Annotated in this window: 13 protein-coding genes; 7 read left to right on the plus strand and 6 right to left on the minus strand. The window is 72.6% G+C overall.

From position 1 onward, the window contains the following. Nucleotides 1–85: 85 nt before the first annotated feature. Together Pma05_RS18085 and Pma05_RS18090 are read left to right on the plus strand one after the other, a co-directional pair. A complete protein-coding gene (locus tag Pma05_RS18085) occupies nucleotides 86–1,111 on the plus strand; it encodes an ATP-binding cassette domain-containing protein (RefSeq protein WP_203858569.1) in 1,026 nt (341 codons plus the stop codon). Continuing rightward, nucleotides 1,108–2,109 (plus strand): ABC transporter permease subunit, encoded by a 1,002-nt coding sequence (locus tag Pma05_RS18090; protein ID WP_203858570.1) that lies wholly within the window; start codon nucleotides 1,108–1,110, stop codon nucleotides 2,107–2,109. The genes Pma05_RS18085 and Pma05_RS18090 overlap by 4 nt, the downstream gene beginning before the upstream one ends. A gap of 62 nt (nucleotides 2,110–2,171) precedes the next feature. On the opposite strand, the gene Pma05_RS44330 is transcribed toward Pma05_RS18090, so the two are convergent. Together Pma05_RS44330 and Pma05_RS18100 are read right to left on the minus strand one after the other, a co-directional pair. Then, nucleotides 2,172–3,095 (minus strand): golvesin C-terminal-like domain-containing protein, encoded by a 924-nt coding sequence (locus Pma05_RS44330; RefSeq protein WP_203858733.1) that lies wholly within the window; start codon nucleotides 3,093–3,095, stop codon nucleotides 2,172–2,174. Nucleotides 3,096–4,026: 931 nt separating this feature from the next. Then, nucleotides 4,027–5,202, minus strand: a complete 1,176-nt coding sequence (locus tag Pma05_RS18100; protein ID WP_203858571.1) for an ROK family transcriptional regulator — start codon at nucleotides 5,200–5,202, stop codon at nucleotides 4,027–4,029. A 196-nt stretch (nucleotides 5,203–5,398) separates the two neighbouring features. On the opposite strand from Pma05_RS18100, the gene Pma05_RS18105 reads away from it, so the two are divergent. Continuing rightward, on the plus strand, nucleotides 5,399–6,850 hold the full coding sequence (locus Pma05_RS18105; protein ID WP_203858572.1) for a glycoside hydrolase family 3 N-terminal domain-containing protein: 1,452 nt from the start codon (nucleotides 5,399–5,401) through the stop codon (nucleotides 6,848–6,850). 135 nt (nucleotides 6,851–6,985) lie between these two features. On the opposite strand, the gene Pma05_RS18110 is transcribed toward Pma05_RS18105, so the two are convergent. Continuing rightward, complete coding sequence (locus Pma05_RS18110) at nucleotides 6,986–7,585, minus strand: VanZ family protein (protein ID WP_203858573.1); 600 nt, start codon at nucleotides 7,583–7,585, stop codon at nucleotides 6,986–6,988. A gap of 255 nt (nucleotides 7,586–7,840) precedes the next feature. Next, nucleotides 7,841–8,521 (minus strand): GNAT family N-acetyltransferase, encoded by a 681-nt coding sequence (locus tag Pma05_RS18115; RefSeq protein ID WP_203858574.1) that lies wholly within the window; start codon nucleotides 8,519–8,521, stop codon nucleotides 7,841–7,843. 446 nt (nucleotides 8,522–8,967) lie between these two features. Here Pma05_RS18115 and Pma05_RS18120 point away from each other — a divergent pair, with 446 nt between their 5' ends. The 4 genes from Pma05_RS18120 to Pma05_RS18135 are packed head-to-tail and all read left to right on the plus strand — an operon-like array spanning nucleotide 8,968 to nucleotide 13,006. Next, a complete protein-coding gene (locus Pma05_RS18120; RefSeq protein WP_203858575.1) occupies nucleotides 8,968–11,538 on the plus strand; it encodes a sensor histidine kinase in 2,571 nt (856 codons plus the stop codon). 51 nt (nucleotides 11,539–11,589) lie between these two features. After that, complete coding sequence (locus tag Pma05_RS18125) at nucleotides 11,590–12,009, plus strand: roadblock/LC7 domain-containing protein (RefSeq protein ID WP_203858576.1); 420 nt, start codon at nucleotides 11,590–11,592, stop codon at nucleotides 12,007–12,009. Nucleotides 12,010–12,018: 9 nt separating this feature from the next. Further along, nucleotides 12,019–12,405, plus strand: coding sequence for a DUF742 domain-containing protein (locus Pma05_RS18130; RefSeq protein ID WP_203858577.1), 387 nt, complete (start codon nucleotides 12,019–12,021; stop codon nucleotides 12,403–12,405). Next, complete coding sequence (locus Pma05_RS18135; RefSeq protein WP_203858578.1) at nucleotides 12,386–13,006, plus strand: GTP-binding protein; 621 nt, start codon at nucleotides 12,386–12,388, stop codon at nucleotides 13,004–13,006. Before Pma05_RS18130 ends, Pma05_RS18135 begins: the two co-directional genes overlap by 20 nt. A gap of 112 nt (nucleotides 13,007–13,118) precedes the next feature. Here Pma05_RS18135 and Pma05_RS18140 read toward each other — a convergent pair whose 3' ends face one another. Both Pma05_RS18140 and Pma05_RS18145 read right to left on the minus strand, forming a co-directional pair. After that, nucleotides 13,119–13,613, minus strand: coding sequence for a nucleoside-diphosphate kinase (locus tag Pma05_RS18140; protein ID WP_239312541.1), 495 nt, complete (start codon nucleotides 13,611–13,613; stop codon nucleotides 13,119–13,121). Nucleotides 13,614–13,753: 140 nt separating this feature from the next. Further along, nucleotides 13,754–15,031: a DUF418 domain-containing protein gene (locus Pma05_RS18145; protein ID WP_203858580.1), complete on the minus strand. Its 1,278-nt coding sequence runs from the start codon at nucleotides 15,029–15,031 to the stop codon at nucleotides 13,754–13,756. Nucleotides 15,032–15,178: the final 147 nt, after the last annotated feature.

Genomic DNA, 15,178 nt, shown 5'->3' on the forward strand with positions numbered 1-15,178 from the left:
CACGCAGCGCCGATCCCCCCGCGAGCAGCGTCCGGGCCGTAGGGTGAGGCGCCGTGTCGTGTGTCACGTTGCCGGGAGGTGAGGCGTGCCGGCGGTGATCGAGATCGACGGCCTGCGCAAGACGTTCACGGGCCTGCGCAGGGGCCGCCGGGTCGCGCTGGACGGGTTCGACATGCGCGTCGAGCCGGGGCAGGTGCACGGCTTCCTCGGCCCGAACGGCTCCGGCAAGACCACCACGCTGCGTACGCTGCTCGGCCTGGTCCGCGCGGACAGCGGCCGGATGGCCCTGTTCGGCGAGCCGGCGCCGCAGCGGCTGTCCGCCGTGGTCAGCCGGCTCGGGGCCATCGTGGAGAGCCCGCAGTTCTTCGGCAACTTCAGTGGCCGGCGCACCTTGCGACTACTCGCCGTCGCCGGTGGGGTGTCGCCCACCCGGGTCGACGAGGTGCTGGAGCAGGTCGGGCTGCGGGACCGGGCCGACGAGCGGGTGAAGGCGTACTCGCTGGGCATGAAGCAGCGGCTGGCGGTCGCCTCGGCCCTGCTCAAGGCGCCCGAGCTGCTGATACTGGACGAGCCGGCCAACGGGCTGGACCCGGCCGGGATCCGGGACATGCGCGACCTGATGCGCGACCTCTCCGCCGCCGGGGTCACCGTGCTGCTCTCCAGCCACATCCTCGCCGAGATCCAGCAGATCTGCGACCACGTGACAATTATCTCCCGGGGTCAGCGGGTGGCCGCCGGACCCGTCGAGGCGGTGCTGGCCGGCTTCGACCACCGCGAGTTCCGGATCCGGGTCGCCGACGACCAGCCCCGGGCGGTCGAACTGGTCCAGGCGGCCGGGCTGCCGGTGGCGGTGCACGCCGACCATCTGGTGGTCTCCGGACTCGACGATCCGGCCCGGCTCAGCCAGCTCCTCGGCGAGCAGGGCGTCTGGCTGCGCGAACTGACCCCGCTCACGCCGGATCTGGAGAGCGTCTTCCTGGAACTCACCGGCACCCGGCCCCACCCCGGGGTGCCGCGCCAGGTCGACGACTCGGTGCGGCCGAACGCCGCTCCGACGGACGATCCGCTGGAGATCACCGTCAGCTCCGACGACAAGAGGGCAGCGCCGTGAACCTGGTACGCGCCGAGATCGGCCGGCTCACCGCACGTCGCTTCGTACAGCTCATGCTGGTGCTGCTGGTCACCGCGTTCGGGATCACCGTCGCCACCACGCTGGCCGGTTCACACCAGCCGACCGACTTCGAGATCCGGGTGGCCGAGGCGCGCGCCGAGCACCAGCGGGCCGACGCGATGCGGTGGTACGCCGACTGCCTGGGTACCGACCGAACCGGTACGCCCACCCCGGACGGGCGGTACCAGGGCGACTGCGCGGACCTCGACCCGAACCGGATCGACGGGTCCGACTTCCTGACCGGGGTCTTCGTCTTCGACCGGCAGATCCCCGCCCTGACCTACTTCCTGATCGCCTTCCTCTGCCTCTTCGGCTTCCTGGTCGGCGCCTCCTACATCGGCGCGGACCTCACCTCCGGCGGGATGACCAACCTGCTGCTCTGGCGTCCACAACGGATGGTCGTACTCGGCACCAAGCTCGGCACCCTGCTCGTCGGCGTACTGGGGCTGTCGGTGGTCGCCTCGGCGGGCTATCTCGGCGCGTTCCGGCTCATCGCGGAGGTACGCGGCCTGCCCGGCAGCCCGGACAGCGAGTTCTGGACCGACCTGGCGGGCACCGTCAGCCGGGGACTGTTGCTGGTGCTGATGGTCACCGCGCTGGGTTTCGCGACGGCCACGCTGGGCCGGCACACCTCGGCGGCGCTCGGTGTGGCGGCGGCGTACGGGGTGGTGTGGGAGGTGGGCGGCCGGATCGTGATGGGCATCGTCGACGTCGCCCGCCCGGACCAGTTGATGCTGAGCAGTTACGTGGTCGCCTGGGTCGGTGGTGAGATCCGGCTCTGGGCGCTCGCCGGCGACTGCGCCCCGGCGGCCGGGTCGGGCTACTGCGACCTGTCGTACTCGATCCTCTGGCCGGCCGGGCTCGTCGTGCTGCTCGGGCTGACGCTGCTGGCCCTCGGCGGCGCGTTCGCCGCCTTCCACCGCCGCGACCTGGCCTGACTGCTGAGCGTTGGCCTGACCCGCTGGGCGGGGGATCGTGACCCCCCGCCCAGCCCACGGCGTCAGACCCGGGTGACCCGGATGGCGTCCGCGATGACCAGGCCGGTGCCGCCGGTCCAGCGGCTCACCGCCACCTTGTTGGCGTCACCCGCGGCCAGGGTGAAGGTGCCCAGGGTCCGCCACGCGCCACCGCCGGAACGCTGGTCGACGTAGACGGTCTGGTTGCCGGTGGTGGTGGCGATGATGTACGGCGCCGAGCTGTTGTAGCCCGGGTCGGCCGGATACCAGGCGTCCACCCGGTAGCTGCCGGTCTCCGGGATGGCCACCTTGTACCAGGCCGGGTCGCTCGACTCGACCGGGTCGGTGAACCGGTAGTCCGCACCCTGCTTCTGCGCGGAGTACGTCGACGTGCCCCAGTTGGCGCTGGCGGTGAACCGGCCGGCGGTGGAGTTGTCGACCGTCTGCGACCAGCCGCCGGGCGGCGGGTTCGAGCCGGTGACGAGCTGCATGTAGTAGGTCCAGTTCCAGTGCGGTCCCGGGTCGGTGTGGGTGGCGCCGGGGACCTGGTTGTGCCCGATGATCCGGGACCGGTCCTTCGGGATGCCGTACCGGTCGCAGAGGTGCCGGGTCAGCGCGGCCGAGGAGCGGTACATCGCGTCGGTGAACCAGGAGGGCTGGGTGACGTAGCCCTCGTGCTCGATGCCGATCGACTGGGTGTTGTAGGTCCAGTTGCCGGCGTGCCAGGCGACGTCCTTCTCCCGCACCGACTGGGTCACCGCGCCGTCCGAGGAGCGGATCGTGTAATGGGCGCTGACCTGCGCGGCCGGGTTCTGGAACCAGCTGATCGCGCCGGCGTACGACCCCTGGGTCACGTGGATCACCACGTAGTTGATCGGGTACGTCGACTCGCGGTTCGAGACGGTGTAGTTGGCCGAGTGCGCCGGGGCCCAGGCCGCCGGCCCGTAGTCGGTGCTCATGATGCCCATCCCGTCGGGGCTGCCGAGCGGCGGCACGTCGCGCAGGGCTCCCCGGTCCGGGGCGACCTTGCGGGCGGGCACCCGTACCGGCCCGTCGGCGGTGGCGGCGTCGATGCCGGAGCCGAGCAGGTCGTAGACGGTGTCGGCGTAGAGCCGGGCGACGGCCGGGGTGCTGGCGCCGCCGTACCGGACGAGTTGGCCGTACCAGCGATTGACGTCGCGGCGCTGCGCGGCGGTGAGCCCGGCGCCGTCGGCGTACGACCGCAGCACCGCCGCCGCACCGGTGACGTTGGCGGCCGAGTCGGTACGCAGAGTGTCCCGGCCCAGGCCGGTCAGCGCGACCGCCTCGTCCAGGGTACGCAGCTTCGGGTTGCTGGTCAGGTGCATCACGCCGTAGCCGCCGGAGGCGCTGGGTGCTCCGGCGTGCCCGTCGAGGTGCGTCTCGGCGTAACCGAGCGCCACCAGCAGGTCACGGGGTACGTCGTACCTGGTCGACGCCGTGTCGAAGGCGGCGGCCAGCGGTCCGGTCACCGTGGCCGGGCCGGCGGCGGCCGGCAGGTCGACGGGAGCGGGTCGTCCGGCCAGCGCGGGCTGACCGGTGAGGCCGATGGCGAGGGACGCGATCAGGGTGGCGCCGAGCAGGTGGCTCGCACGCGATTGGGGGTTCCGAACGGTCACCGTCACTCCTCCCCGGAGGATGGACGTCCCGGGAATCGGGACGCCGGGTGGCCGTACCGTATAGCCTCACATCCGTCTATGTCGAGAGCTTGCACCTGACCGGCAGGTAACGAAAAATATCTACATGCCAGCGCGACGGGTGCACCGGACCAGCGCCCTGGGGCGCGATGGATGCCCCGGGCGCGGCGGATGCCTGCGGTGTGGCGGATGCCTGCGGTGTGGCGGACGCCTGCGGTGTGGCGGATGCCTGCGGTGTGGCGGATCAGCCGAGCGTGGAGCCGAACACCTCGTCGCGGACGGCGTCGAGCGCCACCCGGAGGGCACCGCGCAGCACCGACTCCTCGGTCAGCTCGGTGGGCACCACCCGGGGCGTGACCAGGGTGATCGCGGCCACCTCGTGCTGCACCCGCTCGGCCAGCGCGGTACCGCCGGCCTGGCCGACCTCACCGGCCAGCACCACCAGCGGCGGATCGAGCACCACGCAACTGCTGGCCACCCCGAGCGCCAGCCGCCGGGCGACCTCGTCGAGTACCGGCCCGCCCTCGGTGCCGGCCGCGATGGCGGCCCGGATCGCGTCCGCCGCCGCGCCGGCCCGGAAGCCGTGCTCGCGGGCCACCGCGCGGACCGCGTCGGAGCCGGCGAGCTGACCGAACGCCGGTTTCGCCCGCCGGGAGGCGTCCCGGGGAATGGGAGCGCCGGGCACCGGCAGGTAACCGATCTCGCCGGCCGCGCCGGTGCTGCCGTGGTGCAGCCGGCCGTTCAGCACGATCGCCAGACCGACGCCGACGCCGAGCCAGACCAGCACGAAGTCGTCCACCCCACGCGCCGCACCGGACTCCGCCTCGGCGACCGCGGCCAGGTTGACATCGTTCTCGAAGACCACCGGGGTGTCCAGGTCCTCGCGGAGCGCGGCGAGCAGGCCGCGGTGCCAGCGGGGCAGGTTGAACGCGAAGGTGATGTCCCCGGTGGCCGGGTCGACCAGGCCGGGCGTGCCGAGCACCACCCGGCGTACGGTCGACAACTGGGCCCCGGCGTCGCTCGCCGCCTGCACCACCGCGTTGTGCACCACGCCCACCGGGTCGTCGGTGTCCCGGGTCGACTGTTCCACCCGACCGATCACCTCACCGGTGATGTCGGCACAGGCCGCCACCACCCGATCCGGCCCGACGTCGACGCCGACCACGTGCGCGGTGCCCGGCCGTACGGCATAGAGCTGCGCGTTCGGGCCGCGCCCGCCGGCCTGCTCGCCGACTCGGCTGACCAGACCGCGCTCCTCCAGGCGTTCCACCAATTGGGACGCGGTGACCTTGGACAACCCGGTCAGCTCGCCCAACTGCGCGCGGGTGAGCGGCCCGCGCGCGAGCAGCAGCTCCAGCGCCGCCCGGTCGTTGAGCGCGCGGAGCAGGCGGGGTGTACCAGGTAGCCGGGTGCTCGCCATGCAGTGTCCCTACTTGTTGCGGTGTACCTCTTGTTTAAGAAGCTTTCTTAATAGCTAGGCTAACCTTCGTGGGAGTAGCCGTAGCGTAATGGCCCGGTGGGGCCGGAGTGTTAAGCCGATCCGGTAGCGCTTGACCGCGAGATGGTCCACCCCGATGCGACACTCGGAGCCGGGAAAGGGCCGAAGGGGGAGGAACGTGCCGACCGATCCAGGAATCCGCCGGCTGGCGCTGGGTACGCTGCTCGCCGCCTTCCCCGGCACCAGCCCGCCCGGCTGGGCGCTCGACCTGCTCGCCGAGGGGCTGGCCGGGCACACCCTGTTCGGCCGGAACATCGCGCACCCCGACCAGGTCGCCGCGACCACCGCCGCGCTGCGGGACGCCCGGCCGGACGTGTTGATCGCGATCGACGAGGAGGGTGGCGACGTCACCCGGCTGGCGCACGCCACCGGCAGTCCGTACCCGGGTAACGCGGCGCTCGGCGCGGTGCACGACGTCGGGCTGACCGAGCGGGTCTACCACGCGATCGGCAACGACCTGATGGCGGTCGGGGTCAACCTCAACCTCGCGCCGACCGTCGACGTCAACACCGCCGACGACAACCCGATCATCGGCACCCGGGCGTTCGGCGCCGACCCGACCCGGGTCGCCGCGCACGCCGCCGCCGCGGTCAGCGGGCTCCAGTCCGCCGGGGTGGCCGCCTGCGCCAAGCACTTCCCCGGGCACGGCGCCACGATCGCCGACTCCCACCTCGAACTGCCCACTGTGGACGTGCCGGTGGAATTGCTCCGGACCCGCGACCTGCCGCCCTTCGCGGCGGTGATCGCCGCGGACGCCAGGGCGATCATGACCGCGCACATCCGGGTACCGGCGCTCACCGGCGACGACCCGGCCACGTTCAGCCCCACCGTGCTGGGCGACCTGCTCCGGGGCGAATACGGCTTCACCGGCGTGGTGCTGACCGACGCGCTGGAGATGAAGGGTGCGGCGGTGGCCGCCGGCGGCATCGGGCCGGGCGCGGTCCGGGCGCTGGCCGCCGGTGCGGACCTGCTCTGCATCGGCGCGCAGGTCGACGCCGAGCTGGTCGAGCTGGTGGTCGCCGAGATCGTCGCCGCGCTGCGCGACGGCCGCCTCGACCGGGACCGGGTCGAGCAGGCCGCCGGGCGCACCGCCGCGCTCGCCGCCTGGACCCGGGCCGCCGCGCCGGTCGCGGCCGCCGGAACAGACCTCGGGTACGCTGCCGCGCGCCGCGCCGTACGGGTCGAGGGCAGCCTCGACGGGCTCACCGCACCCCTGGTGGTACAGCTCTTCGCCGCCTCCACGATCGCCGAGGGGCGGGTACCGTGGGGGCTCGGGCCACACCTGAACGGCACCGAACAGCTCCGGGTCGTCGCCGCCGAGACCGACCCGGCCACGCTCCGGGAACGCGCCGCCGGACGGCCGATCGTGCTGGTCGGCCGGCACCTGCACCGGCTGCCGGGCGGACCCGAACTGGTCGAGGCGCTGGCCGGTACCCACCCGGTGACCGTGGTCGAGATGGGCTGGCCCTCCGGCTGGCGCCCCGCGGGCGTACGCGCCTTCGTCACCACGTACGGCGCCAGCCACGCCAACGGCCGGGCCGCCGCCGAAACCCTGCACCTGACCCGGTAAGCCCCACTCCGAGCCCTCGGCTTGTGGATCCGGCAGGGTAGTCGCGCGGCACCGCCTTCTCGCCCGGCAGCGGATCGCCGTCGACTACCGCTCACGTCACGGTGCCGAGCCGCTGACCGGCGTACCGCGGACTGCTCAGCGTACCGGTGCCGTGGCCGATCGAGGTCGGTCTGACGACGCTCCGGCCGGAGCGCGCCACCAGCGGCGCGACGCCAGCGCGGCCAGCCCGGCGCCGGCGGCGTTGAGCAGTACGTCGTCCACGGAGGAGACCCGGTCCAGCCGCAGGACGTACTGGGCGGTCTCGACCAGGACCGAGCAGCCCGCCGCGAGCGCCAGGATCCGCGGTACCGACGCCAGCGCCGCGAACCGCAGCGGGGCGAGGAAACCCAGCGCCGCGAAGACCAGCAGGTTGCCGACGACCTGTCCCGTCGCCGTCACCGGCCCCCCGTCGGCAAAGATCGTGAACAGGTCCCGCAGCGGTACCAGGCTCACCCGACCGGGTACGGCACCGGCCTGGCTGCCCGGCAACATGATCATCCATACCCACGGCACCGTCCCGTAGACGATGCCGACCTCGGCCAGCGACCTCCGCCACGCCCACCCCGGCGTGGCGCCGGCGACACTCCGACGGCGTGCCAGCGCCCACACCGCCAGCCCGGCCAACGGCAGTACGGCCACCGTGATGAGCACCACGCCGGTGAACGTACCGACCCAGCCGTGCCACCCCTTGATCACGCTGCCTCCGCATCCGTCCGACCGTGCAATGTACCCGGGCCGCCCTCGCTTGCTCCTTAGCAGGTCAAATCGGCCGAACGGCCAGTTCGGACGAGGCCGTCGCAGGCTTGTCGCATACGGAGCCGACACGTAGCGTTACCGGCACCGCGAACGGCGTCACCACTTGGACCTCGGCCTGGGAGAGGACGCGGACCGTGGACCCTGGCGCGGGTCCACGGTCCGCGGACGACACGCAGGCGTCCACGCCGGAACGGGTCACGAGTCCGTCGGCTGGCCGTCCTTCTCCAGCCCGTAGGCGGACCAGCCACGGTCGTCGAACCCGGCGGCCTCGGCGACCCGGGCCGACCCGAGGTTGCCGGGATCGTGCAGGTACGTCGGCACGGCGCCCTCGTCCAGCACCCGCCGGGCCGCCTGCGCCACCAGCCGGCGGGCCAGTCCCCGGCCCCGACCCGCCGGCTCGGTGCCGACGGCGATCTCGTGCCCGTAGCCGTCGTGCCGCTTGATGCCCACCCCGGCCAGGTAGCCGCCGTCGGAGTCCCGCACCACCAGCACCTCACCGCCGAACGGCCGCAGCCACGGCGGCACCACCGGATCGCCTGCGTCGACCCACTCGCCACGGTCCGGGAGCGGCGCCGGGGCGAGCGTGTAGCGGAACACCGCCCGATAGCCGAGCCAGCCGGGCAGTGCCACCACGCTGGGCAGTTCGGTCAGCAGCGCCGCGATCGGCCGAGGGCCGAGCGCGCGTATGGCGGCGACCCGGGCCGGCGGCACCGAGAGTACGATCCCGAGCGGGCTGCCGATGCCGACGACCGGATGCGGCTCACCGTCCCAGCCCGGGTGGATCCGGCGCTCGGAACCGACCACGTCCAACGACCCTCCCGCCGGCCACTGGCCCAGCCAGGTCACCAGATGGTGGTGCAGCCGCTGGTCGAGCATCCGCCCGCCCCCGATCAGTCTCCGGCCCTGTCGGGCCCGCCCGGACAACCCAATCTCAACGAAGATTATCAATGAACCTTTTCCACCTGAACCGCGTGGCGCTCGGGCACCGTGTCCGACCTTAGGGTCCACCGGACCGCAAGGGGAGGTTGAAAGGTTCAATGCCAGCCGCCCCCGTCGGCGCCATGGGCGACCGGGGCGGCGGCACCGGCCGAAGTGGACAGACCCGGAGGTGGAGATTCACGGCCGTCCCCCGGTCAGCAGGCCAACCGCCCGGGACGGGCCAAAAAGGTGATCCTTAACCAAACCGGGGGTTGAGGCATCACACCGGGCGCTGCTAGCGTGCGCGGGGTACTCGAAGATCGTGGCTGCGACCCACGGTGCTCGCGACGCCAGAGCATGGCGAACAGTCGATCGTCGGCCTCCGACGGGTACGGGACGGTGTAATGAGCTTTCGTGCTTCGCGCCTGCGTACCAAGGTCGTCGCCGTGCTGCTCACCCTGACCGCGCTCTGGGCCTTCGGCGCGTGGGTCACCCTCCGCGACGGGTTGAACCTGGTCTGGGTGCGGACCCTGGAAGCCCAGGTGTACGCGCCGACCGAGCCACTGGTCCTGAAGCTCCAGAACGAGCGGCGGCTCTCGCTGGGCTACCTGGGCGCACCGGAGGCACCGCCCCGGGAGCAGTTGGAGACCGAGCGCCGCAAGGTACGCGCGGACGTGGCCGTCTTCCGGGCCGACGCGCAGTCCTGGTTCACGGAACTGGCGGCCCGGCCGGAACTCGAACGCCGGATCGACGAGGCGCTGGCCAAGCTCGACGGGCTGGCGGCCGTACGGGAGGCGGTCGACACCCGCCGGGTGGACCGGCAGGCCGCGGCGCAGGCGTTCACCGACGTGATCGAGACGATCTTCCGGATCTACGGCTCGCTCGGCAGTGTCGACGCCGGTGACGTCGACCGCCGGGTCGAGAGCCTGATCCGGTTCACCAAGGCACGGGAACTGGCCTCCCAGGCCGACGCGCTGCTGACCGGGGCGTACGCCGCCAACCGGATCAGCCAAGCCGAGCACGCCCGGGTGATCCAGCTGATCGGCGCCGAGCGGATGATCGCGGACGAGGCGATGGCCGAGCTGCCCCGGGCCGATCAGGACCGCTACCGTCAGGCGCTCCAGCAGGGACCCCTCGCCCGGCTGCGCGCCGTCCAGGACCAGATCGTCCAGAATGGACGCCCGGGCGGCCGTCCGGCGGTCCCGGCGGACGAGTGGCGCGGCACCATCGACCCCGGGTTGCAGGAACTGCTCCGGTTGCAGGTCGCCGACAGCGACGAGGTGGTCAAGGCCGCCATCCCCGGTGCGATCGGCACCATCGTCCAGATGCTGATCATGGCCATCCTCGGCCTGGTCGCCGTCGTCCTCTCGGTGAACACCGCGCGGTCGACGGTGCGCCAGCTAGACCGGCTCCGCGAGGCCGCCCTCAAGCTCGCCAGCGAGCGGCTGCCGGACGTGGTCGGCCGGCTCGGCCGGGGTGAGACGGTCGACGTCGGCGCGGAGGCACCACCGCTGGAGGCCGGTCCGGACGAGATCGGGCAGGTGGCTCGGGCGTTCAACGTCGCCCAGGAGACCGCCGTACGGACCGCGGTGGAGCAGGCCGAGCTGCGTCGCGGCGTCCGAGACATCTTCCTCAACCTGGCCCGGCGTACCCAGGCGCTGATCCACCGCCAGCTCACCCTGCTGGACGCGATGGAGCGCCGGGAGAACGACCCGGAGGAGTTGGAGGAGCTGTTCCGGGTAGACCACCTCGCCACCCGGATGCGGCGCAACGCGGAGAACCTGATCGTGCTCTCCGGTTCGACGCCGGGCCGGGCCTGGCGGCGGAACGTCCCGATGATCGACGTACTGCGGGGCGCGGTGGCCGAGGTCGAGGACTACGCCCGGGTCACCGTGCTGCCGGCCGGCGCGGTGGACCTGGCCGGCCGGGCGGTCGGCGACGTGATCCACCTGATCGCGGAACTGGTCGAGAACGCGCTCTCCTTCTCTCCCCCGCACACGGCGGTGCGGGTCAGCGGTCAACTGGTCGCCAACGGCTACGCCGTGGAGATCGAGGACCGAGGGCTCGGCATGAGCGCCGAGGACCGGGCCGCCGCCAACGAGCGGATCGCCACCCCGCACGAGTTCACCCTCACCGGCGGCGCCGCCCAACTCGGCCTGTACGTGGTCAGCCGGCTCACCGAGCGGCACGGCGTACGGGTCCGGCTGAAGGAGTCGCCGTACGGCGGCACCACGGCGGTGGTACTGCTGCCGCCGCACCTGATCACCGACCGCAGTACGGAGGGCGAGCCGACCACCGGCTCGATGCCGGTCGAGCGGCTCGCGGCGAGCGCGATCGGCGGCAGCGTACGGCGACCGCCGGGCCGGGAAGTCGGCCGCCTGTCGGAGCGGGAGTCGGCACTCCGGTCCGGGCCGGAGCCGGGCCGCGAGCCGGGCCGCGAATCGGGCCGCGAATCGGGGCAACGCCCGGGGCGGGAGCCTGAATCGGATCCGGCGCAGGAGTCGCCCCGGAGTGCCGAGTGGGGGCTCGGAGCCGACAACCTGCTCGGCACCCCCAGCCGGCCGGCCGGCGCACCGCCGAAGCCGGACCTCGCACCGCCAGTCCCGGATCTGGCGCCGCCGACCCCGGACCTCGCAGCGCCAGCCCCGAATCTGGCGCCGCCGACCCCGGACCTCGCACCGCCAGCCCCGAATCTGGCGCCGCCGACTCCGGATCTGGCGCCGGCGATCGGGTCGGCCTCGCTTACCCCGTCGGGGCTGCCGGTCCGGGTCCGGCAGGCGAACCTCGCCGCACCGCTGCGCGACGCTGACGGCCGGCCCGAACCCGAGCCGGCGGAGGAACCCGCCCCGCGTACTCCTGAACAGATCCGCCGGATGATGAGTTCCTACCAATCGGGCACCCGGCGCGGACGGTCCGACGCCGCGCGCCCGCTGGACGACGGTGGCGCCACCGGGTCGGCTCCGCCCGAAGCCTGACCGCCCACCCCGTCCGAGCTGGCGATATCACCGGTAGAGAGGTACAAATCCGTGCAGAAGACAGCGTCGAACCTCGACCTGACCTGGTTGCTCGACGACCTGGTCGGTCGGGTGAAACAGACCCAGCACGCCATCCTGCTCTCCGTCGACGGGCTGTTGATGGCCTCGTCGCGGGAGTTGGACCGGGACGACGCGGAACACCTGGCCGCGGTGGCCTCGGGCGTACAGAGCCTGGCCCGGGGTGCCGGCAGGCGGTTCGGCGGCGGACCGGTGCAGCAGACCATCATCGAGATGCGCTCGGCGTTCCTGTTCGTCACCGCGGCCGGGCACGGCGCCTGTCTCGCCGTACTCGCGTCGGAGGACGCGGACGTCGGCCTGGTCGCGTACGAGATGGCGATGCTGGTGACCCGGGCCGGGAAGTACCTCGCGTCGAGCAGCCGGGCACCTGACGCGCCGGTCCGACGGCAGTGATCCCGGGCGATGGCCGAGTACGAGGAGCCGCCCGAGGTCCACTGGGTCGACGAGCAGGCCGGCCCGGTGGTCCGGCCCTACGCGGTGACCCGGGGTCGGGCCCGGCCGGTGACCGGCAAGTTCGACCTGACCTCGCAGGTGTGCACGGTACGGACGGTCTCCTCCCAGGACATCGGGCTCGGGCCGGAGCACCTGGCGATCGTCACGCTCTGCGGGCGGCGGCTCTCGGTCGCCGAGGTCGCGGCACACCTGGACCTGCCGCTCGGCACCGTCCGGGTGCTGCTCGGTGATCTGCTCGAACGACAACTCGTCCGGGTGTTCGAGCCACGGCCGGCACCGGTCCTTACCGATGACAGCGTCTTTGAACAGGTGATAAATGGGCTACGCGCACTCTGACGGTGCCGACCAGACCGGGACGACCGGCGAACTGATGCCGACCGCCGTGAAGATCCTCATCGCGGGCGGCTTCGGTGTCGGCAAGACCACCCTGGTCGGCGCGGTCAGCGAGACCCGTCCACTCCGGACCGAGGAACTCCTCACCGAGGAGGGCGTCAGCGTCGACGACCTCTCCGGGGTGGAGGCGAAGACCACCACGACGGTGGCGATGGACTTCGGCCGGATCAGCATCAACGAGGAGCTGGTGCTCTATCTGTTCGGCACACCCGGGCAGGACCGGTTCTGGTTCGTCTGGGACGAGCTGGCACTCGGTGCGCTCGGCGCGGTAATACTCGCCGACACCCGGCGGCTCGCCGACTGCTTCCCGTCGGTCGACTACTTCGAGAAGCACGGCACGCCGTTCGTGGTCGCGGTCAACTGCTTCGAGGGCGCCCGGCAGCACCGGCTCGACGAGGTGACCCAGGCGCTGAACCTCGATCCGGGCGTACCGGTGATGCTCTGCGACGCCCGGAGCCGGGAGTCCGGCAAGGCGGTGCTGATCGCCGTCCTCGAACACGCGATGCGCAGCCACCGGGCGATGTCGCCGGCCACCGCCGGCTGAGCCGCCCACCCGGGGCGGGGCCCCGGCCCGGTCGTGCACTCGTCCGCAACGGCGCGGACGAGTCGCACCGACCAGCCGCCCCGGGATCGTCAGTCCGTCGGGGTGGTGCCGCTCAGAAGACGTACCGCTCGGCGAGGCCCCGGTAGTCGAACTGCTCGTCGGCGCCGAACCAGAGTTCCGACTCGTACTTCGCCTCGTCGACGCTGCCGGAGGCGTGCACCAGGTTGGCGATGGCCTTGCCGGTCGCCTCGGCGTACGCCTTCGACATGTGTGCGAAGTCGCCCCGGATGGTGCCCGGCGCCGCCTGCCCCGGGAAGGTCGGGCCGATCATGCGGCGGACGTTCGCCACCGCCTCGACACCCTCCAGCAGCAGCGCCACCACCGGCCCCTGCTGCATGTAGCTGGCGGTGGCGTCGTAGACGCCCTTGCCGTACCGCTCCTCCAGGTCGAAGTAGTGCCGGCGGGTGAAGTCCGCGTCCATCTGCTTCATCTTGACGCCGACGATCTTCAGGCCGGCGTCCTCGAAGCGCTGCACCAGGCGTCCGGTCAGCCCGCGCGCTACCGCGTCGGGCTTGAGCAGGACAAGAGTACGTTCTATGGCCGCCACCGTGGCCCCTTCCTCGATCATCTGGTCGGGCCCCCACGAGCTGGACGCCGGGGCGCCCGACACCTGGCCGTCGGGCGCCCGCTCCAGCGACAGGCCGCTGAGATCACGATAGTAGTCGGCCCGGTTCGGCCGGTTCGGTGCTACCGCCCGGTCGCCGGCCCGGTCTGGCCGGCGACGGCCAGCGAGGTCTGCCGGTAGCTGAGCCGCCGGAGCAGTACCTCGGCCGGACCGCGCCGCCCCGACCGGCGCATCAGCTCGGCGAGCAGCACGGTGCCGAGCCAGATGCCGAGAGCCACCGCCGAGGCACCCGCGTCACCGAGCCGGCCACCGAGCCCGCCGGCCCAGGGCGAGAAGAGCGCCACGAACGCCACCGACTGGAGCAGGTAGCAGGTCAGCGAGCGCTGTCCGCAGGCGGCGAGCGCGGTGGCCACCCGACCGGGCGTACCGCTGCGGCCCGGTGCGGTGCCGAGCCGGTACGCGACCAGGCCGGCCAGCGCGGCGTAGCCGAGCCCCGCGCCGATGCCGGTGACGCTGTGCAGGACGTACGCCGGCACGGCGGTGGCGGCGCTCCAGTCCGTCCAGATCCGCGCGTCGATCAGCGCCAGCGGGGTACCGCCGAGCACCGCGAGGCCGATCCCGCCCAGCGCGACCCGGGTCAGCAGTCGCCGGTGCCGGCCGGGCTCGTCGAGCAGCCGGCGCCGGGCGGCCCAGATGCCGAGCAGCATCGGGGTGACCACGTCCAGCGCCAGCATCGGGGCGAGTACCGCCCAGGTCCCGACCCGGGGACCGATCGCGGCGAGCGGGGACTCGGCGCTGGTCGGATACGGCGTCGAGCCGCTCTCGATGATCCCGAACGGGGGGACGACGGCGATCGCGGCGAAGACCAGCGTCCAGAGCCCGGCGACCAGGAGCAGGGTACGGTCCCGGGCCCGGAGCATGCCGACCAGCACCAGCCCGAGCAGGCCGTACGTGGCGAGGATGTCGCCGAAGAACAGCAGCAGCGCGTGTACGAAGCCGAACACGATCAGCCAGCGGTTGCGCCGGCGCAGCAGGCCGCGTACCTGCGGCCAGTCGGCGCCGGACGCGGCACGCCGGTCGGCCAGCCGGACCATCCCGTAGCCGAAGAGCGCGGCGAACATCGGCAGCGCGCGGCCGTCCACCAGCAGCACCTGGAGGCCGGCGACCACCCGGTCTACGGTGCCGCCGTCGATGCGGTAGCCCCGGAACAGGGTCTCGTGGCCGTAGAGGTACATGTGGGCGTGGGCCAGCGCGATGAGCAGCAGCATCGTGCCCCGGGCGAGGTCCGGGGCGAGGGACCGGGCGGCCGGCGCCCCCGATCCACGAACGTCGCCCGCGGCTCGGTCGGGACGAGTCCGGGGCGGGGCGGGGCGGTCGGTGGGGTCGGAGAGTCTGGACATGGTTCCCCCCGTTGGTCCAGGAATGTGGGCACGGCAGGTCGCGGCGAACGGACGGCGGCCGGGAGCCGGCAGAATCCAGTCGACTGCGACGATTAGCTACGGATGTGTATCTAACCTTCGGCGGATAAGATACGCAAGCGTTTCTTA

Origin of the sequence: Plantactinospora mayteni (assembly GCF_016862935.1) — a bacterium.
GTDB lineage: Bacteria > Actinomycetota > Actinomycetes > Mycobacteriales > Micromonosporaceae > Plantactinospora > Plantactinospora mayteni.

What these genes read in the sequence shown, in the direction of transcription:
- Pma05_RS44330 (WP_203858733.1), bottom strand. Translation starts at nt 3,095, where the DNA reads ATGGGCATCATGAGCACCGACTACGGGCCGGCGGCCTGGGCCCCGGCG.
- Pma05_RS18100 (WP_203858571.1), bottom strand. Translation starts at nt 5,202, where the DNA reads ATGGCGAGCACCCGGCTACCTGGTACACCCCGCCTGCTCCGCGCGCTC.
- Pma05_RS18115 (WP_203858574.1), bottom strand. Translation starts at nt 8,521, where the DNA reads ATGCTCGACCAGCGGCTGCACCACCATCTGGTGACCTGGCTGGGCCAG.
- Pma05_RS18120 (WP_203858575.1), top strand. Translation starts at nt 8,968, where the DNA reads ATGAGCTTTCGTGCTTCGCGCCTGCGTACCAAGGTCGTCGCCGTGCTG.
- Pma05_RS18130 (WP_203858577.1), top strand. Translation starts at nt 12,019, where the DNA reads ATGGCCGAGTACGAGGAGCCGCCCGAGGTCCACTGGGTCGACGAGCAG.
- Pma05_RS18135 (WP_203858578.1), top strand. Translation starts at nt 12,386, where the DNA reads ATGGGCTACGCGCACTCTGACGGTGCCGACCAGACCGGGACGACCGGC.
- Pma05_RS18145 (WP_203858580.1), bottom strand. Translation starts at nt 15,031, where the DNA reads ATGTCCAGACTCTCCGACCCCACCGACCGCCCCGCCCCGCCCCGGACT.